Origin of the sequence: Streptomyces argenteolus (assembly GCF_042902585.1) — a bacterium.
GTDB classification, from domain to species: domain Bacteria; phylum Actinomycetota; class Actinomycetes; order Streptomycetales; family Streptomycetaceae; genus Streptomyces; species Streptomyces argenteolus.
The window spans coordinates 888,547-908,980 of sequence record NZ_JBIBEG010000002.1 but is presented as its reverse complement, the minus strand read 5'-3'; the positions used below and the strand labels follow the sequence as shown (position 1 = coordinate 908,980).

Annotated in this window: 19 protein-coding genes and 1 riboswitch; of the genes, 7 read left to right on the top strand and 12 right to left on the bottom strand. The window is 69.2% G+C overall.

Annotation, left to right across the window (positions count from 1 at the left end; genetic code table 11):
- Positions 1–115: 115 nt before the first annotated feature.
- Positions 116–874: a rhomboid family intramembrane serine protease gene (locus ACFY8O_RS10660; protein ID WP_387901099.1), complete on the top strand. Its 759-nt coding sequence runs from the start codon at positions 116–118 to the stop codon at positions 872–874.
- The gene (locus ACFY8O_RS10655; RefSeq protein WP_145802057.1) at positions 871–1,152 is read left to right on the top strand and encodes an Lrp/AsnC family transcriptional regulator; all 282 of its coding nucleotides are present in this window, start codon (positions 871–873) and stop codon (positions 1,150–1,152) included. The genes ACFY8O_RS10660 and ACFY8O_RS10655 overlap by 4 nt, the downstream gene beginning before the upstream one ends.
- An 85-nt stretch (positions 1,153–1,237) precedes the next feature.
- On the opposite strand, the gene ACFY8O_RS10650 is transcribed toward ACFY8O_RS10655, so the two are convergent.
- The 6 genes from ACFY8O_RS10650 to ctaE form a co-directional block, all read right to left on the bottom strand.
- The gene (locus ACFY8O_RS10650) at positions 1,238–2,653 is read right to left on the bottom strand and encodes an aminotransferase class V-fold PLP-dependent enzyme (RefSeq protein ID WP_387900579.1); all 1,416 of its coding nucleotides are present in this window, start codon (positions 2,651–2,653) and stop codon (positions 1,238–1,240) included.
- Between the two features lie 182 nt (positions 2,654–2,835).
- Positions 2,836–2,953, bottom strand: a riboswitch (SAM riboswitch).
- An 86-nt stretch (positions 2,954–3,039) separates the two neighbouring features.
- On the bottom strand, positions 3,040–4,104 hold the full coding sequence (trpD, locus tag ACFY8O_RS10645) for an anthranilate phosphoribosyltransferase (protein ID WP_145802053.1): 1,065 nt from the start codon (positions 4,102–4,104) through the stop codon (positions 3,040–3,042).
- Between the two features lie 122 nt (positions 4,105–4,226).
- Entirely contained in the window at positions 4,227–5,852 is a 1,626-nt protein-coding gene (gene qcrB, locus ACFY8O_RS10640; RefSeq protein WP_145802051.1) for a cytochrome bc1 complex cytochrome b subunit, read from the bottom strand.
- Positions 5,849–6,901, bottom strand: coding sequence for a cytochrome bc1 complex Rieske iron-sulfur subunit (gene qcrA, locus ACFY8O_RS10635; RefSeq protein ID WP_145802049.1), 1,053 nt, complete (start codon positions 6,899–6,901; stop codon positions 5,849–5,851). Before qcrA ends, qcrB begins: the two co-directional genes overlap by 4 nt.
- Positions 6,898–7,707: a cytochrome bc1 complex diheme cytochrome c subunit gene (gene qcrC, locus ACFY8O_RS10630; protein WP_145802047.1), complete on the bottom strand. Its 810-nt coding sequence runs from the start codon at positions 7,705–7,707 to the stop codon at positions 6,898–6,900. Before qcrC ends, qcrA begins: the two co-directional genes overlap by 4 nt.
- Before the next feature lie 55 nt (positions 7,708–7,762).
- A complete protein-coding gene (ctaE, locus tag ACFY8O_RS10625; RefSeq protein ID WP_014156684.1) occupies positions 7,763–8,383 on the bottom strand; it encodes an aa3-type cytochrome oxidase subunit III in 621 nt (206 codons plus the stop codon).
- A 187-nt stretch (positions 8,384–8,570) separates the two neighbouring features.
- Here ctaE and ACFY8O_RS10620 point away from each other — a divergent pair, with 187 nt between their 5' ends.
- Entirely contained in the window at positions 8,571–8,972 is a 402-nt protein-coding gene (locus tag ACFY8O_RS10620; RefSeq protein WP_387900575.1) for a hypothetical protein, read from the top strand.
- A 56-nt stretch (positions 8,973–9,028) separates the two neighbouring features.
- Here ACFY8O_RS10620 and ACFY8O_RS10615 read toward each other — a convergent pair whose 3' ends face one another.
- From ACFY8O_RS10615 to ctaC, 4 genes are all read right to left on the bottom strand, one after another.
- On the bottom strand, positions 9,029–10,300 hold the full coding sequence (locus ACFY8O_RS10615) for a L,D-transpeptidase (protein WP_387900573.1): 1,272 nt from the start codon (positions 10,298–10,300) through the stop codon (positions 9,029–9,031).
- A 125-nt stretch (positions 10,301–10,425) separates the two neighbouring features.
- The gene (locus ACFY8O_RS10610; RefSeq protein ID WP_145802041.1) at positions 10,426–10,824 is read right to left on the bottom strand and encodes a cytochrome c oxidase subunit 4; all 399 of its coding nucleotides are present in this window, start codon (positions 10,822–10,824) and stop codon (positions 10,426–10,428) included.
- Positions 10,821–12,557 carry an aa3-type cytochrome oxidase subunit I gene (ctaD, locus tag ACFY8O_RS10605; protein WP_145802040.1) on the bottom strand — a complete coding sequence of 579 codons (1,737 nt, stop codon included), beginning with the start codon at positions 12,555–12,557 and terminating at the stop codon, positions 10,821–10,823. The genes ACFY8O_RS10610 and ctaD overlap by 4 nt, the downstream gene beginning before the upstream one ends.
- Positions 12,554–13,522 (bottom strand): aa3-type cytochrome oxidase subunit II, encoded by a 969-nt coding sequence (gene ctaC, locus ACFY8O_RS10600; protein ID WP_145802037.1) that lies wholly within the window; start codon positions 13,520–13,522, stop codon positions 12,554–12,556. Before ctaC ends, ctaD begins: the two co-directional genes overlap by 4 nt.
- 272 nt (positions 13,523–13,794) lie before the next feature.
- Between ctaC and ACFY8O_RS10595 the strand changes: the two genes are divergently transcribed.
- On the top strand, positions 13,795–15,177 hold the full coding sequence (locus tag ACFY8O_RS10595; protein WP_387900571.1) for a cysteine desulfurase/sulfurtransferase TusA family protein: 1,383 nt from the start codon (positions 13,795–13,797) through the stop codon (positions 15,175–15,177).
- A 16-nt stretch (positions 15,178–15,193) separates the two neighbouring features.
- Here ACFY8O_RS10595 and ACFY8O_RS10590 read toward each other — a convergent pair whose 3' ends face one another.
- Complete coding sequence (locus ACFY8O_RS10590; RefSeq protein WP_145802033.1) at positions 15,194–16,168, bottom strand: carbohydrate kinase family protein; 975 nt, start codon at positions 16,166–16,168, stop codon at positions 15,194–15,196.
- A gap of 160 nt (positions 16,169–16,328) precedes the next feature.
- Between ACFY8O_RS10590 and ACFY8O_RS10585 the strand changes: the two genes are divergently transcribed.
- Together ACFY8O_RS10585 and ACFY8O_RS10580 are read left to right on the top strand one after the other, a co-directional pair.
- Positions 16,329–16,526, top strand: coding sequence for a hypothetical protein (locus tag ACFY8O_RS10585; RefSeq protein ID WP_145802031.1), 198 nt, complete (start codon positions 16,329–16,331; stop codon positions 16,524–16,526).
- Positions 16,527–16,649: 123 nt separating this feature from the next.
- Positions 16,650–18,119 (top strand): hypothetical protein, encoded by a 1,470-nt coding sequence (locus ACFY8O_RS10580; protein WP_387900569.1) that lies wholly within the window; start codon positions 16,650–16,652, stop codon positions 18,117–18,119.
- Positions 18,120–18,330: 211 nt separating this feature from the next.
- On the opposite strand, the gene ACFY8O_RS10575 is transcribed toward ACFY8O_RS10580, so the two are convergent.
- A complete protein-coding gene (locus ACFY8O_RS10575) occupies positions 18,331–18,687 on the bottom strand; it encodes an iron-sulfur cluster assembly accessory protein (protein WP_014045490.1) in 357 nt (118 codons plus the stop codon).
- Positions 18,688–18,908: 221 nt separating this feature from the next.
- On the opposite strand from ACFY8O_RS10575, the gene nadA reads away from it, so the two are divergent.
- The gene (gene nadA / locus ACFY8O_RS10570) at positions 18,909–20,096 is read left to right on the top strand and encodes a quinolinate synthase NadA (RefSeq protein WP_387900567.1); all 1,188 of its coding nucleotides are present in this window, start codon (positions 18,909–18,911) and stop codon (positions 20,094–20,096) included.
- The last annotated feature ends 338 nt before the right edge of the window (positions 20,097–20,434 follow it).

The following is a 20,434-nucleotide window of genomic DNA, read 5'->3' as shown; positions in this document are numbered from 1 at the left end:
TCGATCTCGCGGTGCGCCGTCGAACTGCGGATGTCCTCCGGTAACCCTACGGCCTTGCGCATACCTATCGGCACGGCGAGGCGGTCTGTCCCGTTCTCTCCTGGTACGTCATGCTCTGTACGTGACCGATTGGCGGAAAGTCGACTGGCGGGAGCGGGCCAGGGAGCTCGGGACCGCGGCCTCCGCGGGCGGCGCCCCCGTCACGTACGGGCTCATCGCGCTGTGCTGCGCGGTGTTCCTGATCAGCCCGCTCTCCGGCTTCAACCCCGCCTACGGCGGTGCCGACAGCCTGCTGGCCGCGCAGGCCGCGTACTTCGAGCGGTGGGGCGTGATCCCCAGTGAGCTCGTGGCCGGCTCCGCACGCGCGGCGCTGACCCCGCTGACCGCGCTCTTCGTGCACGGCAGCTGGCTGCACCTGCTGGGCAACATGCTGTTCCTGTACGTGTTCGGCGCGATGGCCGAGGAGCGCATGGGCCGGACCGAGTTCACCTTCTTCTACGTCGTGTGCGGCTACTTCGCGCTCGCGGCCTACGCGGTGGTGCACGCGGACTCCGACCAGACCCTGGTGGGAGCGTCCGGGGCGATCTCGGCGGTGCTGGGCGCGTTCCTCTACCTCTTCCCCCGCGCCCGGGTCACGAGCCTCTTCCCCTTCCTGTTCTTCCTCCCGCTGCGCTTCCCTGCCTGGATCGTGCTGGTGTTCTGGTTCGTCCTGCAATGGCTGGCGGCCCGGAGCGCGGGCAGCGGCCCCGGGGTGGCCTACCTCGCGCACGTGGCGGGCTTCGCGGCCGGGTTCCTCTACGCCTGGGTGCGTTTCCGGGGTGGTACTACAGTGAAGTCTCCAGCCACGGCCACTGAGGGAGAAAGCCAGCCGTGATCACCGCGATCGTGCTCATCAAAACCAGCGTGGACCGGATTCCCGAGATCGCCGAGGCCATCGCCTCGCTGGACAGCGTCAGTGAGGTCTTCTCGGTCACCGGTACGTACGACCTGATCGCCATGGTCCGGGTGGCCAGGCACGACGATCTGGCCGATGTCATCCCGGGCCGGATCAGCAAGATCCCGGGCGTCGAGGCGACGGACACCCATGTCGCCTTCCGCACGTACTCGCAGCACGACCTCGAGGCGGCCTTCGCCATCGGTCTCGACGCCTAGTACGGCGGACGGCACACCGCGGGACGGCTCCGGCCGGGCAGGGGACAGGCGCCCCCCGCCCGGCCGGAGCCGTCCGGTCCGCGGGTCAGACCTGGGCCGCGCCGCGGTCGGGGACGCAGCGGCCGTCCTCCGTGCGATAGGTCCAGCGGGCACCCTTGCCGACGAGCTCCCGGACCGCGCCCAGGAACCGCTCGACGTGCTCGTCCGGTGTACCGGCACCGAAACTCACCCGGATGGCGTTGAGCGACCTCTCCCCCGGCGCGGCCTCGGGCGCGCCGCACTCGCCCGGGTCCTGCGGCTCGCTGCCGAGCAGGGTCCGCACCAGCGGGTGGGCGCAGAACAGGCCGTCGCGCACCCCGATGCCGTACTCGGCGGAGAGGGCCGCGGCGAAGTGCGAGCTGTTCCAGCCCTCGACCACGAAGGAGATGACGCCCACCCGCGGGGCGTCGTCGCCGAACAGCGAGAGCACCGTGACCTGGGGGACGCCCGCGAGGCCCTCACGGACCCGGGTGACCAGCTGCTGCTCCCGCGCGACGAGCCGGTCGAAGCCCGCCTCGGTCAGGGCCTTGCAGGCGGCGGCGATGGAGTAGACGCCGATGACGTTGGGCGATCCGGCCTCGTGCCGGGCCGCGGTGGTGTGCCACTCCACGTCCACACCACCGTCGGCGCGCCGGGCGACCTTGCGGGAGGCGCCGCCGCCCGCGAGGTACGGCTCGGCGTCCCGCAGCCAGTCGGTGCGGCCCGCGAGCACACCCGAGCCGAAGGGCGCGTACAGCTTGTGCCCGGAGAAGGCGACCCAGTCGACGTCCAGCTCGGCGATGTCCACCGGGTGGTGGGGTGCCAGCTGCGCCGCGTCGAGCACGATCCGCGCCCCGTGCGCGCGGGCGGCTGCCGCGAGCTCCTTCACCGGCCACAGCTCCCCCGTGACGTTGGACGCGCCCGTGACGCAGACGAGCGCCGGGCTGCCGGTGCCCGCCTCGCCCGGACGGGGCCGGGAGTCCGGGGAGGAGGCACGGGCGGCGAGAGCCCGCTCCAGCGTGGCGACGGCCTGCTCCGGGGTGCGGGGGGCGTCGAGGTAGGTCACCCGGGCGTCGCGCCAGGGAAGGAGCGAGGCGTGGTGCTCGGTCTCGAACACGAACACCTCGCAGCCGGCGGGCAGCGCGGCGGCGAGCAGGTTGAGGGAGTCGGTCGTCGAGCGGGTGAAGACCACCTGGTCGTCCTCGCGGCAGCCGAGGAACTCCGCGACGGTCACGCGGCTGCTCTCGAAGAGGTCGGTGGAGAGCTGCGAGAGGTAGCCGGCACCGCGGTGCACGCTGCCGTAGTACGGAGCGTAGGCGGCCACATCGTCCCAGACCCGCTGAAGAGCCGGGGCACTTGCCGCGTAGTCGAGGGCCGCATAGGTGACTTCTCCGCCCGTCACGAGCGGAACAGCGACATCCGCGCCGAGAACCGGCAGCGGTGCACAAATGGACTGGTCGACGGCAGCGGTGGAGACAGACATGGCGAACTCCCGTAAGAGGCAGGCGACATCCTCGCGCCGGCAGTCACGAAGGGACGCGGCAGCGCGTGGAGAGGAAGACAGAAGGGTGCGCGGAGAGGGCGTCGAGCCCTATCGCATTCGCTTGCTCACAAGAGGCTCCCTGGGACCAGGACCCCAAGGGGTGGCATCCGACGATGCCGAGGGGCCCGCGCTTGCCGCAGACCTCGCTGCCTGCGGCCTGGTCTTCACCCGGGGCACCCCGCCACGGACGGAGGGTTGCCGGACAGCGGGCCGGGGCCGTAGTCGCTGTCACTCATGACCTGCGCAGCATCTTGCCATATCGCCCGGGACGCGCAAGGGCGCAGTCCGCGATCCGGACTGCGCCCTTGCTCACACCGTGTACGCCCTCAGGCGTTGCTGGCCGCCACCCAGCGCTCCAGCGCCCGCTTGGCGGCGCCCGAGTCGATCGACTCGGCGGCCCGCACCATCTTTGCGGCGAGCTGTTCCTCCAGCGTGCCCTCGCCCTGGTCCGAAGCGACCAGCGCGGCGGCGGAGTTGAGCAGCACCGCGTCGCGTACCGGGCCGGTCTCGCCGTCGAGCAGCCGCCGGGCGACGTCCGCGTTGTACGCGGCGTCGGCGCCGCGCAGCGCCTCGACGGGCACGAGGTCCAGGCCGACGTCCCGAGGGTCGAAGGCCTGCTCCCGTACGGCCCCGTCGCGCACGACCCAGACCCGGGAGGTCGCCGTGGTCGTCAGCTCGTCCAGGCCGTCGTCACCGCGGAAGACCAGGGCGGAGTTCCCCCGGCCGGCCAGCACGCCCGCGACGATGGGCGCCATCTTCACGTCGGCCACCCCGATGGCCTGGGAGCGCACCCGGGCCGGATTGGTGAGCGGGCCGAGGATGTTGAAGGTGGTCTGGGTACCGAGCTCCTTGCGTGCCCTGGCCGCGTAGCGGAGGGCCGGGTGGAACTTCACGGCGAAGCAGAAGGTGATGCCCGCCTCCTCGGCGACGGCGACAACGCGCTGCGGCGTGAGCTCCAGGTTGACGCCCAGCTTCTCCAGCACGTCCGAGGCACCGCTCGCCGAGGAGGAGGCGCGGTTTCCGTGCTTGACGACCTTGGCGCCGGCCCCGGCCACGACGATCGCCGACATGGTGGAGATGTTGACCGTCTTGGCCATGTCGCCGCCGGTCCCCACGATGTCGACCGTGTGGCCGGGCACCTCGATGGTGTGGGCGTGCTCGTACATGGCGCGGACCAGGCCGGTGACCTCGTCCACGGTCTCGCCCTTGGCCCGCAGGGCCACCGCGAAACCGGCGATCTGCACGTCCGTCGCCTCACCGCTCATGATGCGGTCCATGGCCCACGCGGTGTCGTCCGCGCCCAGGTGCTCGCCGCGCAGCAGGGGGGTCAGGACGCCGGGCCAGGTACGGGCCGCCACGCTGTCGCCGCCGTCCGGGGTCACAACGTTCATGGTCCGCTCCTGGGTCCACAGCCGATACAAGGATGGCTCCCACCTTATCCAGGCCCCCGGACGGCGAAGAGCCCCGTCCATCGGATGGACGGGGCTCCTGCTGTGGCGTTCAGCTGAGGTGATCAGTGGTGGCCGTGGCCGCTGGTGATCTCCTTGTACTCCTCGACGGTGGGCTTGGCGATCTGGTTGTCCTCGCCGTAGTAGCTCTTGCTGAGCCTGACCCGCACCTTCTGGAGTACCGACGGCTTGCGCTCGACACCGTTCTCGTCGACCGTCGGGCCGAGCTCGAGCGGCTTGTACTGCTCGTGCGCGGTGAGCGTGTGCAGCTGCTCCGGACCGAGCGGCTCGTGGATCTCCACGAACTCACCGTGCGGCAGGCGCTTGATGGTGCCGGACTCGCGCCCGTGCAGCACCTTCTCCTTGTCGCGGCGCTGGAGGCCGAGGCAGATCCGGCGGGTGACGACGAACGCCAGGACCGGGCCGACGAAGAAGGCGATGCGCACGAACCAGCTGATCGCGTTGAGCGACAGATGGAAGTGGGTCGCCCAGATGTCGTTGCCGCCGCCGACCAGCATGACGAAGTAGATCGTCACCCAGGCGACACCCAGACCCGTACGGGTCGGAGCGTTGCGCGGACGGTCCAGGATGTGGTGCTCGCGCTTGTCCCCGGTGATCCAGGACTCGATGAACGGGTAGAGCGCCAGCGCCGCGAGGATCACACCGAACAGGACCAGGGGGATCAGCACGCCCAGGACCAGCGTGTGGCCCCAGAGGTTGATCTCCCATCCCGGCATCACACGGACGAAGCCTTCGGCGAAGCCCATGTACCAGTCCGGCTGGGCGCCCGTGGACACCTGGTCGGGACGGTAGGGCCCGAGGGCCCAGATCGGGTTGATCGTGGCGATCGCCGCGATGATCGCGATGAAGCCGAAGACCAGGAAGAAGAAGCCTCCGGCCTTGGCCATGTACACCGGGAGCAGCGGCATGCCGACGACGTTCTTGTTCGTGCGGCCGGGACCCGCGAACTGCGTGTGCTTGTGGAAGAAGACCAGGATGAGGTGGCCGACCACGAGCCCGAGCATGATGCCCGGCAGCAGCAGGATGTGGATCGAGTAGAACCTCGCGATGATGTCGGTGCCGGGGAACTCCCCGCCGAACAGGAACATCGAGATGTACGTACCGACGATCGGCATCGACAGGATGGCGCCCTGCGTGAAGCGCACACCCGTACCGGAGAGCAGGTCGTCCGGCAGCGAGTAGCCGGTGAACCCGGTGAACATGCCGAGGACGAACAGCAGGAAGCCGAACAGCCAGTTGATCTCACGCGGCTTGCGGTACGCGCCGGTGAAGAACACCCGGAACATGTGCACGAACATGCCGGCGAGGAAGATCACCGCTGCCCAGTGGTGGATCTGCCGGACGAGCAGACCACCGCGGACGTCGAAGCTGATGTCCAGCGTCGAGGCGTAGGCCTCGGACATCCGGATGCCCTGCATCGGCTCGTACGAGCCGTGGTAGATGACCTCGTTCATGCTCGGGTGGAAGAACAGCGTCAGGTACACACCCGTGAGGATGATGATGATGAAGCTGTAGAGGCAGATCTCACCGAGCATGAAGGACCAGTGGTCCGGGAAGATCTTGCGCATGTTGGCCTTGGCCAGGCCGTAGATGCCGAGCCGGCCGTCCGCCCAGTCGGCCACCCGCTCGCCGGCGGGTGCCTTGCGCTGTGTTTCCGTCGCAGTACTCATCCGCGCTCCCAGAAGGCAGGACCGACGGGCTCTTCGAAGTCACCGAGCGCCTCGAGGTTGCCCTCGCTGTTCACACCGATCCGCAGCTGCGGAAGGGCGTGACCGGCCGGACCGAAGATGACGCGGGCGCCGTCGGAGAGGTCGAAGGTGGACTGGTGGCACGGGCAGAGCACGTGATGCGTCTGCTGCTCGTACAGGCTGATCGGGCAGCCGACGTGGGTGCAGATCTTGGAGAAGGCCACGATTCCCTCGTGGGCCCACTCGCGCTCGCGCTTGTCCTTGATGTTGTCCGGCTCGATGCGGACGATCATCAGGGCGGCCTTGGCGATCTGCGACTGGAAGTCGTGCGCGTCCTCCTCCAGGCCCTCGGGCATGGCGAAGGTCAGCGAACCGACGACGACGTCCTCGGGACGCAGCGGCTCCATGGTGTTCATGTTGACGAGCTGCTTGCCCTTGGCCCACAGGGTCGAGCGGAGCTTCTTCTCCGGCAGCGGACCCAGGTCGCGCAGCAGCACCACACCGGAGAGCGGCACCAGGGCCAGCGCGCCGAACATGGTGTTGCGGATCAGCTTGCGCCGGCCGATCGCGGACTCACGGGCGCCGTCCGCGAAGTCGGCCATGACCTTGGCCTTGACCTCGGGCGTCGCCTCGATCGCGTGACGGTCGTCGGCGACCTCCACGTCGGACATCAGGGTGCGGGCCCAGTGGACGGCACCGGCGCCGATGCAGAAGAGCGCGAGTCCGAGGGTCAGACCCAGGGAGAAGTTGAGCGCGCTCACGTGCCCGAACGGCCAGATGTAGACGATCTTGTCGACCGGGAAGATGACGTAGGAGGCGATGAAGCCGACCGTCGCCAGCATGGACAGCGTGAACATGAACGCGACGGCCCGCTCGGAGCGCCTCGCCGCACGTTCGTCGATGTCCTGGATGCGCGGCTTGTGGGCCGGCAGTCCGGGGTTGGCGAACGGGTCGTCCGCCACCTGCACCGCGCCGTGCGCGGTGCCCTGCTCGACCGGCAGGTTCTCTTCTGGAATCTGTTGGCTACTCATGACTTCTTGGCCTTAGCGGTGTGGGCCGCGACCCAGACGGCGATGGCGACCAGGCCGCCCAGGCCGAAGATCCAGCCGAAGAGACCTTCACTGACGGGGCCGAGGCCACCGAGCGAGAGGCCACCGGGGGTCTCGGACTCATCACCGTTGACGGTCTTGATGTACGCGATGATGTCTTTCTTCTCCTGCTCCGGCATCGTGGTGTCGGGGAAGGAGGGCATGCTCTGCGGGCCGGTCTGCATGGCCTCGTAGATGTGCTTCGGGCTCACACCTTCCAGGCTCGGGGCGTACTTGCCGTTCGTCAGCGCGCCGCCCTCGCCGGTGAAGTTGTGGCACTGCGCGCAGTTCGTACGGAACAGGTCACCGCCCTTGGCCACGTCCGCGCCGGCGGGGTCGACCTGACTCTCGGTCGGCGTGATCGGACCGGCGCCCAGCGACGCGACGTACGCCGCGAGCTGGTCGATCTCGGCCTGGCTGTAGATGACCTTCTTCTTCGGCACCTGGGCGCCCGGCTGCTGGGCCGGCATGCGTCCGGTACCGACCTGGAAGTCGACGGCCGCGGAGCCGACGCCCACGAGGGACGGCCCGTCGGTGGTTCCCTGACCGCCGGATCCGTGGCAGCTGGCACAGCCCACGGAGTAGAGCTTCTTGCCCTCGTCGATGGCGAGGGACTGGGCGGTGTCGTCGGCCTGCGCCTTACCCGCAGGCGCGAACGCGGCGTACAGCCCCCCGGTAGCCGCCAGCGCGAGGAGTAGTACGACGACGGCCGCCAGCGGATGGCGTCGTCGTGCGGAGAGCTTTTTCACGGATTACCCCGGTGTCAGGATCTTCTGCGTCGATGATGGGCGGGTGCGAGCCCGGTTACTTGATCATGTAGATCGTGGCGAACAGGCCGATCCAGACGACATCGACGAAGTGCCAGTAGTAGGACACGACGATGGCCGCGGTGGCCTGCTCGTGGGTGAATCTCGAGGCCGCGTATGTCCTGCCCAGTACGAGCAGGAAGGCGATGAGGCCGCCTGTCACATGCAGACCGTGGAAGCCGGTCGTCAGGTAGAACACCGAGCCGTACGGGTCGGAGGACAGGGAGAGCCCCGCGTCCTTGACCAGCTCGGTGTACTCGAGGACCTGGCCTCCGATGAAGATCGCACCCATCACGAACGTGATGATGAACCAGGTGCGGAGCTTCTTCACATCGCCCCGCTCCGCGGCGAAAACGCCGAGCTGGCAGGTGAGAGAGGAAAGCACCAGGATCGTGGTGTTCGTCGCCGAGAACGGGAAGTTCAGATGGTGAGCCATCTCCTTCCAGTGATCGGGTCCCATCACCGATCGCAGGGTGAAGTACATCGCGAAGAGGGCCGCGAAGAACATCAGCTCGGAACTCAACCAGATGATGGTTCCGACGCTGGTGAGGTTCGGTCGATTGACCGACGGGTGCGCGTGCCCGGTTTCTACTGTCGTTGCTGTCGCCACGACCGACATTATGTCGGTCGCTTATCCCGCCCTCACTCCGGGGGGTGCCGTTCGGTGTGTCAGCGGGGTGTGTCCTCACCGAACGGCCCATCGAATCGCCGTCCTTACCGGTGCTGACAGGCAGTCCGCCGGAGTACCATCCGCCCATCGGTTCATGCCCACAGAGCCCCGAAGACACAGACGTCACGGAGGAACAATGCAGCCGACCGCCACGGTCCTGGTCTACAGCGACGACGCCCACACCCGCGAGCAGGTGAGGCTGGCAGCCGGGCGCAGGCCTGCGGCGGACGTGCCACCGGTGGAGTTCCTGGAGTGCGCCACCCTGCCGGCCGTGCTGAGCGCGCTGGACCGGGGGGGCATCGACGTCTGCGTGCTGGACGGCGAGACCGCGCCGGCGGGCGGTATGGGCGTCTGCCGGCAGATCAAGGACGAGATCTTCGACTGCCCGCCCGTGCTGCTGGTGATCGGGCGCCCCCAGGACGCCTGGCTGGCCACGTGGAGCCGCGCGGACGCCGCTGTGACGCATCCCGTCGACCCGGTCGACTTCTCGGGCGCGCTGGCCTCCCTGCTGCGCCGCAGGCTGTCCGTAGGGGCCTGAGGCGAAGGGGCCCCGATCCCCTTCGCGGTGTCCCTCCGGGGCGCGGTGCACTCGGATCAGACCTGGGGGCGCAGCCGCGCCGTCTGGACGTCGGCGCCGGTGTCCGTACTGTCGGTGTCCGGCGTGCCCCCGCCGTGCAGGGCGCTGCCCTTGAGCCAGTCGTCCCAGGCCAGGTTCCAGTCGCCGAAGCCGTTGTCGAACGGCGTCATCATCTCGCCGTCGCTGCCCACGACCTTGACGATGTCGCCTTCGCGCACGGTCTCGAAGAACCACTCGGCGTCGGCGGTGCTCATGCCCGTGCAGCCGTGGCTGACGTTGGCGTTGCCCTGCGAGCCGGTGGACCAGGGCGCCGCGTGGACGTACTCCCCGCTCCAGGTGACACGGGTCGCCCAGTAGACGGGCAGGTCGTAGGACTCCGAGGAACCGGCGGCGATCCCGATGCTCTCGCCGCGCATGCGTACGAACTGCTCCTTGGCCAGCACGACCTTGACGCCGTTGCGCGTGTCGAAGCCCGGCTTGCCCGTGGTGACCGGAATGGTGTTGATCACTTCACCGTTGCGCAGGACCGTCATGGAGTGGTCCGAGGCATCGGTGATGGCTTCTATGCGGTCGCCGGTCGTGAGTTTGAGGGGCTTCGTCTCGGCACCGTGGAGGGCGCCGGTGACCTTGATGCCCTTGAGGTTGCTGCGGAGGTCGATGCTGGCGCCGGCCGGCCAGTACTCCTTGGGCCGGTAGTGCAGCGTCTTGGCGTCGACCCAGTGCCAGGAGCCCGTGACGGCGGGGCTGGACCGGACCTGAAGCCCTCGCTCCACGGTGGCCCTGGCCGCCCGGTCGGTGACCGGAGCGCTGAGTTCCGCCGTGAGGGGCTGTCCGACGCCGTAGGTGCCCGCCTGCGGGCCGAAGGAGACCTTCAGGAACTTCTTGGCCGCCTCCGTCCCGAAGGCGTACGTACGGCTGCCGGGGGCTCCGTCGCCGTTCTCGGTGGAGACCTTGACGGTGTATCGGGTTCCGGCGGCGAGTGAGGTGGTGGAGTGCCACCGCTTCCCGTCGGCGTCCAGCTCTCCGGCGAGGTGACGGCCTTCGGTGTCCACGGCCGTCACGTCCGTGATCTTGGCGTCGTCCTCCTTGACGGTGACCTCGAGGGGCTTGTCGGGGTCGGCCTTCTTGTCCTCGGCCGGCCCGTTGAAGGAGATGAGGTCGGCCGCGTCGTGAGGCTTCAGCGACAGCGGATCACCGTCGGGCTCGCCACAGGCGGTCGCACCTGCGACGAGGGTCACGACCAGCAGGGTGCAGCTCACTACGGTGCGGATGCGCGGCGTGTGGTTCATGAACCCACGCTAAGAAGATTCATCCGATCCAGCGCGTTCAGTGACTGCAAACGGGGGCCCGGCCCGCTCATCACTGAGCGGGCCGGGCCCCCGTACGGGTGCTGCGCGTCCTTGGACGGCGTGTCCTACTGGGTGCGGTTCTCGCCCCTGTAGTACTCGAAGACCCAGCCGAAGAGGCCGATCAGGAGCAGCGGGGCCGAGAAGTAGGCCAGCCACCAGCCGAAGACGACGGACATGAAGAGGAACGCGCCGCCGATGGCCAGCGAGAGCGGCTGCCAGCTGTGCGGGGAGAAGAAGCCCACCTCACCGGCTTCGTCCGCGACGTCGGCCTCCTTGTTGTCCTGAGCCATCGCGTCGACCCTGTTGGCCGTGAAGGCCAGGTAGAAGCCGATCATGATGGTCAGCCCGAAGGACAGGACCAGCGCGGTGGTGCCGACCGGCTCCTTCGACCAGACGCCGTAGGTGACGGCCATGGCCAGCATGAAGATGCTCAGCCAGATGAAGAGCTTGCCCTGGATCTTCACTTGCCGTCCTCCTTGCCACCGACGAGGACCTTGTCACCCTCGGACAGGTGATCCAGCTGCTCGAGCGCCGCGATCTCCGGGTGGTGCAGGTCGAACGCCGGGGATTCGGAGCGGATGCGCGGCAGGCTGATGAAGTTGTGCCGCGGAGGCGGGCACGACGTCGCCCATTCGAGCGAACGGCCGTAGCCCCACGGGTCGTCGACCTCGATCTTCTTGCCGTACTTGGCGGTCTTCCAGACGTTGTAGAAGAACGGCAGGATCGACAGTCCGAGCACGAACGAGGAGATCGTCGAGATCGTGTTCAGGGCGGTGAAGCCGTCGGCGGCGAGGTAGTCCGCGTAGCGACGCGGCATGCCCTCGGCACCGAGCCAGTGCTGCACCAGGAAGGTGCCGTGGAAGCCGATGAACAGCGTCCAGAAGGTCACCTTGCCGAGCCGCTCGTCCAGCATCTTGCCGGTGAACTTCGGCCACCAGAAGTGGAATCCGGCGAACATCGCGAAGACCACGGTGCCGAAGACGACGTAGTGGAAGTGCGCGACGACGAAGTACGAGTCGGAGATGTGGAAGTCCAGCGGCGGCGACGCCAGGATCACGCCGGTCAGACCACCGAAGGCGAAGGTGATCAGGAAGCCGACGGACCAGAGCATCGGTGTCTCGAAGGACAACGACCCCTTCCACATCGTGCCGATCCAGTTGAAGAACTTCACACCGGTCGGTACGGCGATGAGGAATGTCATGAAGGAGAAGAACGGCAGCAGCACACCGCCGGTGACGTACATGTGGTGGGCCCACACCGTCACCGAAAGACCGGCGATGGCGATCGTCGCGCTGATCAGACCGATGTAACCGAACATCGGCTTGCGGCTGAACACCGGAATGATCTCGGAAATGATTCCGAAGAACGGTAGCGCGATGATGTACACCTCTGGATGGCCGAAGAACCAGAAGAGGTGTTGCCAGAGCAATGCGCCACCGTTCGACGCATCGAAGATGTGTGCGCCGAATTTACGGTCCGCCTCCAGCGCGAAGAGCGCGGCGGCGAGGACCGGGAAGGCCAGCAGGACCAGGACACCGGTCAGCAGGACGTTCCAGGTGAAGATCGGCATGCGGAACATCGTCATGCCGGGTGCGCGCATGCAGATGATCGTGGTGATGAAGTTGACCGAACCGAGGATCGTGCCGAAGCCGGAGAAGGCCAGACCCATGATCCACATGTCGGCGCCGACGCCCGGCGAGCGGACCGCGTCCGACAGCGGGGAGTAGGCGAACCATCCGAAGTCGGCGGCGCCCTGCGGGGTGAGGAAGCCGGCCACCGCGATCAGCGAGCCGAAGAGGTACAGCCAGTACGCGAACATGTTCAGCCGCGGGAACGCCACGTCGGGCGCGCCGATCTGCAGCGGCATGATCCAGTTCGCGAATCCGGCGAACAGCGGCGTCGCGAACATCAGCAGCATGATCGTGCCGTGCATCGTGAACGCCTGGTTGAACTGCTCGTTCGACATGATCTGCGTACCCGGACGGGCCAGCTCGGCGCGCATGAAGAGCGCCAGCAGACCGCCGATGCAGAAGAAGGCGAAGGAGGTGACCAGGTACATCGTGCCGATGGTCTTGTGGTCGGTGGTGGTCAGCCACTTGACGACGACACTTCCCGGCTGCTTGCGCCGTACCGGCAGCTCGTCCTCGAACGAGGCGTCTGCCGCCGCGGCACCCTGGGATTCGTTGAGGATGCTCACAGTTTGTTCGTCTCCGCATTCCTGGCCGGGTCCGTCTGCTCGATGCCTGCCGGCACGTAGCCCGTCTGACCCTTCTCCGCCAGCTCCTTGAGGTGCTGCTGGTAACGCTCGGGAGAAACGATCTTGACGTTGAAGAGCATCCGGGAGTGGTCCACGCCGCAGAGCTCGGCGCACTTACCCATGTAGGTGCCCTCCTTCGTCGGCGTGACCTCGAAGGAGTTGGTGTGGCCCGGAATGACGTCCTGCTTCATGAGGAACGGCACCACCCAGAAGGAGTGGATGACGTCACGCGAAGTCAGGATGAAACGGACCTTCTCGCCCTTCGGCAGCCACAGGGTCGGACCCGGGTTGCCGTTCTGCGGGTTACGCGTACCGGGGACGCCCACGTCGTAGACGCCGCCGGCGCCCTCGGGGAAGTCCTCGCGGTACTTGTCGGGGATGGCGTCGAGTTCCTTCGGGATCTCGCTGCCGGCGGAGGGCTGGCCCTCCACCTTCTCGATGTAGTTGAAGCCCCAGCTCCACTGGTAGCCGACCACGTTGATGGTGTGGGCGGGCTTGGGAGTGAGCTCCAGGAGCTTCGATTCATCGCGCGCGGTGAAGTAGAAGAGCACCGAGACGATGATCAGGGGAACCACTGTGTACAACGCCTCGATGGGCATGTTGTACCTGGTCTGCTGAGGTACCTCCACCTTGGTCCTGCTACGCCGGTGGAAGATGACGCTCCAGATGATCAGCCCCCAGACAAGGACACCCGTGGCGAGCGCTGCCGCCCACGAGCCCTGCCAGAGGGAGAGGATCCGAGGGGCCTCTTCCGTTACCGGGGTGGGCATACCGAGGCGGGGAAAATCCTCCCAGTTGTATGAACAACCGGAGGCCGTCGCCAGGACCAGGCCCGCAGTCAGCACCTGCGGCAGCTTCCGCCGCATCGGGCGCCGCGACGAGCGGTCGGAGCCGTTGGGACTCACGTAGCGCCTTCCCGAGAGTCTCGCCCGCACGGTCGGCGCGGCCGTCTCGCTTGGTCGGTCGCCGGCCCTGACGCGGGCAGGGGTTTGGATGTTTATGCGGACCAAACCCTACTGGACGCTATTTGGGGTCGCGCGGGGAGGGTGCCCAACGCGCCGCCCGACACCCCGAAGGGGTGGAATCCGAGCCTCCGGCCGCCATCTGACGGCCTCTCTCCCCACCCCCGCGGCACTCCCGCACCTGGTCGCGTCCCCCTGCGGGCTAGCGTGGCCGCGTGCCCTACTTCGACGCGGCTTCCTCCGCCCCCCTGCACCCCGTCGCCCGCCAGGCCCTGCTTGCCTCACTGGACGAGGGCTGGGCCGACCCGGCCCGGCTCTACCGCGAGGGGCGGCGGGCCGCGCTCCTGCTCGACGCGGCCAGGGAGACCGCGGCGGAGGCGGTCGGCTGCCGTCCGGACGAGCTGGTCTTCACCTCGTCCGGCACCCGCGCGGTGCACTCGGCGGTCTCCGGATCACTTGCCGGCCGTCGGCGTGTCGGACGCCATCTGGTGCTCTCCGCCGTCGAACACTCCTCCGTACTCCATTCGGCAGCCGCGCTGGAGGCGGCGGGCGGGTCGTCCACCGAGGTGCCGGTGGACCGGACCGGGGCGGTGGACCCCGCGGCGTACGGCCGGGCGCTGCGCCCGGACACGGCGCTGGCCTGCCTGCAGTCCGCCAACCACGAGGTCGGGACCGTGCAGCCGGTGGCGGAGGTGGCCGAGATCTGCGCCGGGGCGGGTGTCCCCCTCCTGGTGGACGCCGCCCAGTCGCTGGGCTGGGGCCCCGTGCCCGGCCGCTGGTCGCTCCTGGCGGCCTCGGCCCACAAGTGGGGCGGGCCGGCCGGGGTCGGGCTGCTCGCCGTACGCAAGGGTGTCCGGTTCGCCTCACAAGGGCCGGTCGACGAGCGGGAGTCGGGCCGGGCCGCGGGCTTCGAGAACATCCCGGCGATCGTGGCCGCCGCCGCCTCGCTGCGGGCCGTGCGCGCGGAGGCCGCGGCCGAGGACGCGCGGCTGCGCGCCCTGGTGGACCGCGTCCGCGCCGCGGTGGCGGCCCTGGTGCCCGACGTGGAGGTGACCGGTGATCCGGTGCGGCGACTCCCGCATCTCGTCACCTTCTCCTGTCTCTATGTCGACGGAGAGACTCTGCTGCACGAGCTGGACCGTGCCGGATTCTCCGTTTCATCCGGTTCGTCCTGCACGAGCAGCACACTGACACCCAGCCATGTCCTCAAGGCGATGGGGGTGCTCACGGAGGGGAACATCCGGGTGTCGCTTCCGGCCGGGACCCCGGAGGGCGACGTCGACGCCTTCCTCGGCGTCCTTCCGGGCGTGGTGGCCGAGGTCCGGGAACGGCTCGGCGCGCCCGCGCCGGCGGCCCCCTCCTCCGCGCCCCGGGCGTCCCTGGTGGTCGACGCGCTGGGCCGGCGCTGCCCGATGCCGGTGATCGAGCTCGCAAAGGTGATCGGAGAGGTACCCGTGGGCGGCACGGTGACGGTGCTCTCCGACGACGAGGCCGCCCGGCTGGACATTCCGGCCTGGTGCGCGATGCGCGAACAGGAGTACGTGGGCGAGGAGCCGGCGGACCGCGGCTCGGCCTATGTGGTCCGCCGGCTCGTGTGAGCCCGTACGCGTCCGGTCAGGAGAGGTGCTTGCGGACCTCGGTGGCGGCCTCGTCGCCGTAGGCCTTGGTGAAGCGGTCCATGAAGTGGGTGCGACGCAGGGTGTACTCCTGGGTGCCCACGGTCTCGATGACCAGGGTGGCGAGCATGCAGCCGACCTGCGCGGCGCGCTCCAGGTTCACCCCCCAGGCCAGGCCCGAGAGGAAGCCGGCCCGGAAGGCGTCACCCACGCCGGTCGGGTCCGCCTTGCGCTCCTCCTCGGCACAGGCGACCTCGATGGGGTCGTGGCCGGCCCGGTCGATGCGGACCCCACGGGCGCCGAGGGTGGTGACGCGGTGGCCGACCCGGGACAGGATCTCCTCGTCGCTCCAGCCGGTCTTGGACTCGATGAGCCCCTTCTCGTACTCGTTGGAGAAGAGGTACGTGGCGCCGTCGAGGAGGATCCGGATCTCCTCGCCGTCCATCCGGGCGATCTGCTGCGAGAAGTCGGCGGCGAACGGGATGCCCCGCGAACGGCACTCCTCCGTGTGGCGGAGCATCGCCTCGGGGTCGTCGGCGCCGATGGAGACGAGGTCGAGCCCGCCCACCCGGTCGGCGACGCTCTTGAGCTCGATCAGCCGGGCCTCGCTCATCGCGCCCGTGTAGAAGGAGCCGATCTGGTTGTGGTCCGAGTCCGTCGTGCAGACGAAGCGGGCCGTGTGCAGGACCTCGGAGATCCTGACCGATCCGGTGTCGACGCCGTGCCGGTCGAGCCAGGCGCGGTAGTCGTCGAAGTCCGCCCCGGCGGCACCGACCAGGATCGGCTCCGTCCCGAGCAGGCCCATGCCGAAGGCGATGTTGGCGGCGACGCCCCCGCGGCGCACATCGAGGTTGTCGACGAGGAAGGAGAGGGAGACCGTGTGCAGCTGGTCCGCGACCAACTGGTCGGCGAATCGGCCGGGGAAGGTCATCAGGTGGTCGGTGGCGATGGAGCCGGTGACTGCAATGCGCACGGCGAGGATGCTCCTGCGGATGGCGGAGGGAACGCGGCGAGCGCGCCTCCGGGACGGCATGACAGTTCACGCTACCCGCTGGAGCGACCGTGCTCGAAGGGTCAAAACTACCCGATAGTAGGTCTTTCTACCTGAGCTCCACCGTGCGTACGGTTCGAATATGTCGAACCCTATTGTTCCGCGTGAGTCCGAGATGAGCCTGGCCGAGCTGCGCGGGGACTGCGCGCGGATGGCCCCGCACTGGGTCGTACCCGCGAAGACCACCGCGAAGCCGGTGGAGCCCTCCCGCATCCATGGGGTCACCGTGCCGCCGTCCTCCGCACGGCTGATCGACGCCATGTCCGAGTACGGGGACTGATCCCGGCCGCTCCCCCGCGCGAGCGGGTGGAACCGCGCGCTCCTGCGTCCCGTCCCACCGGTGTCCCCATACGGGTGACGGACGATGCGCCAGTGACGGCCAGGCAGCCGAAGGAGCGATCCGGTGAGCACCGAGCGACCCGAGAACGACACGATCCGCCCACGGCGGCGGCGTCCGCCGCTGGCGGTGGCCTCGGTGGCCGCGGCCGTGCTGCTGGCCGGGGGCGGGGCGGCCTACTGGGCCTCCACCGCCTCGGGCGACGGCGGTACGGACGCCGGCCGGGCCGCCTCGGACGGCGCACCCCCGCCCCTGGCACTGGACTTGGCCGACGGCCCCTCCGCGCCTTCGCAGGGCATCGCCCCCGGTGAGCCCGACCCGCACGGCAGCGGGGTCGTGTACCGCGCCGAGGGCCCGCTGCCGGAGGGCCCCGGGACGGCCGCCGTCCACCGGGCACAGGGCACGGTGACCGCGGCCGAGGTGACACGGCTGGCGGAGGCCCTCGGTGTACCGGGCACCCCGCGTGCGGAGGGCACGGCCTGGAAGGTGGGCAGCGAGGGGGACGGGTCGGGACCCTTCCTGCGGGTGAACAAGCAGGCGCCAGGGACCTGGACGTTCGCGCGGCACTCCGTCGGCGGCACGGATGCCTGCGAGTCCCCGGAGACCTGCTCGAAGCGCGCCACCGCTCCGTCCGGCTCCCCCGTGAGCGAGAAGGCCGCGAAGGCGGCGGCTGCTCCGGTGCTCAAGGCCGTGGGGCAGGACGGTGCGGCACTCGACGCGCGCCAGGTGATGGGCTCCCTGCGGGTGGTGAACGCCGATCCCGTCGTGGGCGGACTGCCGACGTACGGCTGGTCGACCGGTGTCCAGGTGGGCGCCGACGGCGAGGTCGTCGGCGGCAGCGGGCACCTGAAGGGGCTGGAGAAGGGCGACAGTTATCCGGTCCTCGCCGCGCAGGACGCCCTGAAGCAGCTGAACGAGCAGAGCGCGCGGGCGCCGAAGGGCGGCATCGGCGGGTGCGCGACCCCGGAGCCCCTGGAGGGCGATACGGCCGAGGGCGATGCGCCGGGAAGCGATCCGGCATCGCCGCAGGCCCGCTGCGAGGCACGGGGGGACACACCGCCGCCCACCACCGTGACGGTCGAGCGGGCCACGTTCGGACTCGCCGCCCGGACCTCCGGCGGGGAGCAGATCCTGGTGCCCTCCTGGCTGTTCTCCGTGCGGCCCGACGGGGGCGGCCCCGGGAACACCGTCGTACAGGTCGCGGTGGATCCGGAGCACCTGGCGCCGGATCCCAGCAGGCCCGCTCCGGAGCCCACCCACGACCCGGAGGGCCGGGGCCCCGAGGTCCTCTCGTACAGCTCGGACGGCCGGACGCTGGACGTCACCTTCTGGGGCGGCGTGTGCAGCACGTACAAGGCGTCCGCTACGGAGGACGGCACGCGGGTCCGGGTCACGGTCACCGAGTCGCGGCAGGAGCCCGGGAAGGCGTGCATCATGATCGCCAAGGAGCTGACCCGGACCGTGACGCTGGACGCGCCGCTGGACGGCAGGACCGTGGTGGACGCGGACACCGGCCGGACGGTGCCGCGCGCCTGAGGCGCACCCTCGGCGCCTCGGACCTCCAGACCCCGTCGGGCCCCTCAGCCCCTCAGCCGTTCGGCCCCTCGACCACGAGTCGGCGGCGCTCCTCGAACGAGGCACACGTCGGAGGCAGGGGCACACGGGCACGGGGCAGGAGTTCACGCGCACGAAAAAGCGGCGGCGCCCCCGGAAAGGGGAGCGCCGCCGCTCTCGGTACGACTCGGGCTCAGCTGAACGAGTCACCGCAGGCGCAGGAGCCCGTGGCGTTCGGGTTGTCGATCGTGAAGCCCTGCTTCTCGATGGTGTCCACGAAGTCGACGGAGGCGCCGCCCAGGTACGGGGCGCTCATCCGGTCGGTGACGACCTTGACGCCTCCGAAGTCCTTCACGACGTCCCCGTCGAGCGAGCGCTCGTCGAAGAAGAGCTGGTAGCGCAGGCCCGAGCAGCCTCCGGGCTGTACGGCGACGCGCAGCGCGAGGTCGTCCCGGCCTTCCTGCTCCAGCAGGGCCTTGACCTTGGCTGCGGCGGCGTCGGACAGGAGGATGCCGTCGCTCACGGTGGTGGTCTCGTCCGATACGGACATCTGCTTCTCTCCCGGGTTGTACGGACTGCTTGCCGACGGTCCAACCGTCGGGGCCGCGGATTCATTCCGGGCCAGGCGCGTGTCTGTTCACCTTCATGCTCGCACACCGGCCCCGCCGGGGGATGCGTCACATCGACGCTATCGGCATCGTCAAGCTGACACGAAGCGGTTATGATAGATAACGTCAATTAGACGAAAAGGCGTTTCGCAGAAAAGAAAGGGTGCGTGTCGTGACCACCGCCCAGCCCCTGGATGTCCAGCCCACGCCCCTCGCCCTTCTGCTGCTCGGCCGCGAGGCCGACCCGCGGAGCGAGCGCGGGGTCGAATGCCCCGGCGACCTGCCCTCCCCGTCCGACCCGGACCTGGTGGCCCGGGCGCGCGCGGCGAAGGAGAAGCTCGGGGACAAGGTCTTCGTGCTCGGCCACCACTACCAGCGCGACGAGGTCATCCAGTTCGCCGACGTCACCGGCGACTCCTTCAAGCTCGCGCGGGACGCGGCGGCGCGGCCCGAGGCGGAGTACATCGTCTTCTGCGGCGTGCACTTCATGGCGGAGTCGGCGGACATCCTGACCGGCGACGACCAGAAGGTCGTCCTGCCGGACCTCGCGGCAGGCTGCTCGATGGCCGACATGGCCACGGCCGAGCAGGTCGCCGAGTGCTGGGACGTGCTGACGGAGGCCGGGGTCGCCGAACAGGTCGTGCCGGTCTCGTACATGAACTCCTCGGCCGACATCAAGGCGTTCACCGGCAGGCACGGCGGCACGATCTGCACCTCGTCCAACGCGAAGCGGGCGCTGGAGTGGGCCTTCGAGCAGGGTGAGAAGGTCCTCTTCCTGCCGGACCAGCACCTCGGCCGGAACACGGCCGTGCGGGACATGGGGATGTCCCTGGAGGACTGCGTCCTCTACAACCCGCACAAGCCGAACGGCGGGCTGACCGCGCAGGAGCTGCGGGACGCCAAGATGATCCTGTGGCGCGGGCACTGTTCGGTGCACGGGCGCTTCTCGGTGGAGTCCGTCAACGACGTGCGGGAGCGGATTCCGGGCGTCAACGTGCTGGTGCACCCGGAGTGCAAGCACGAGGTCGTGGCCGCCGCGGACTACGTGGGCTCGACGGAATACATCATCAAGGCGCTGGAGGCGGCTCCGGCCGGCTCGAAGTGGGCGATCGGTACGGAGCTGAACCTGGTCCGCCGTCTGGCGAACCGTTTCGCTGCCGAGGACAAGGAGATCGTCTTCCTCGACAAGACGGTCTGCTTCTGCTCGACGATGAACCGCATCGACCTGCCGCACCTGGTGTGGACGCTGGAGTCGCTGGCCGAGGGCAACCTGGTGAACCGCATCCAGGTCGACGCCGAGACGGAGAAGTTCGCGAAGCTGGCGCTGGAGCGGATGCTGGCGCTCCCGTAGTCCTCGGACCGGACCCAGGCGGCCCGTCGCCCCCCTCGGGGCGACGGGCCGCCTGTATTGGCCCCGGGCGCGGGGCGCCTGTATGGCTCCCCCGGTACGGGCCGCCCGCCTGACTCCGGGCACGGGGTGCCTGTATGCCCGGGCGCGGGGCGCTTCCCTGGGCCCTGGCCCAGGGCGCGGGGCGCCTGCCTCGCCCCGGACGCGGGGCAGCTGCCTGGCCCTGAGCGCGGGGCCACTGCCTCCCCCAGGGCGCAGGCCGCGTGTCTCCTGCCGCGGGGGCGCGCACCTGGCCCTGGGCACGGCGCGCCTGGCTTCTCCCGGCGCACGGGCTCGCCCCT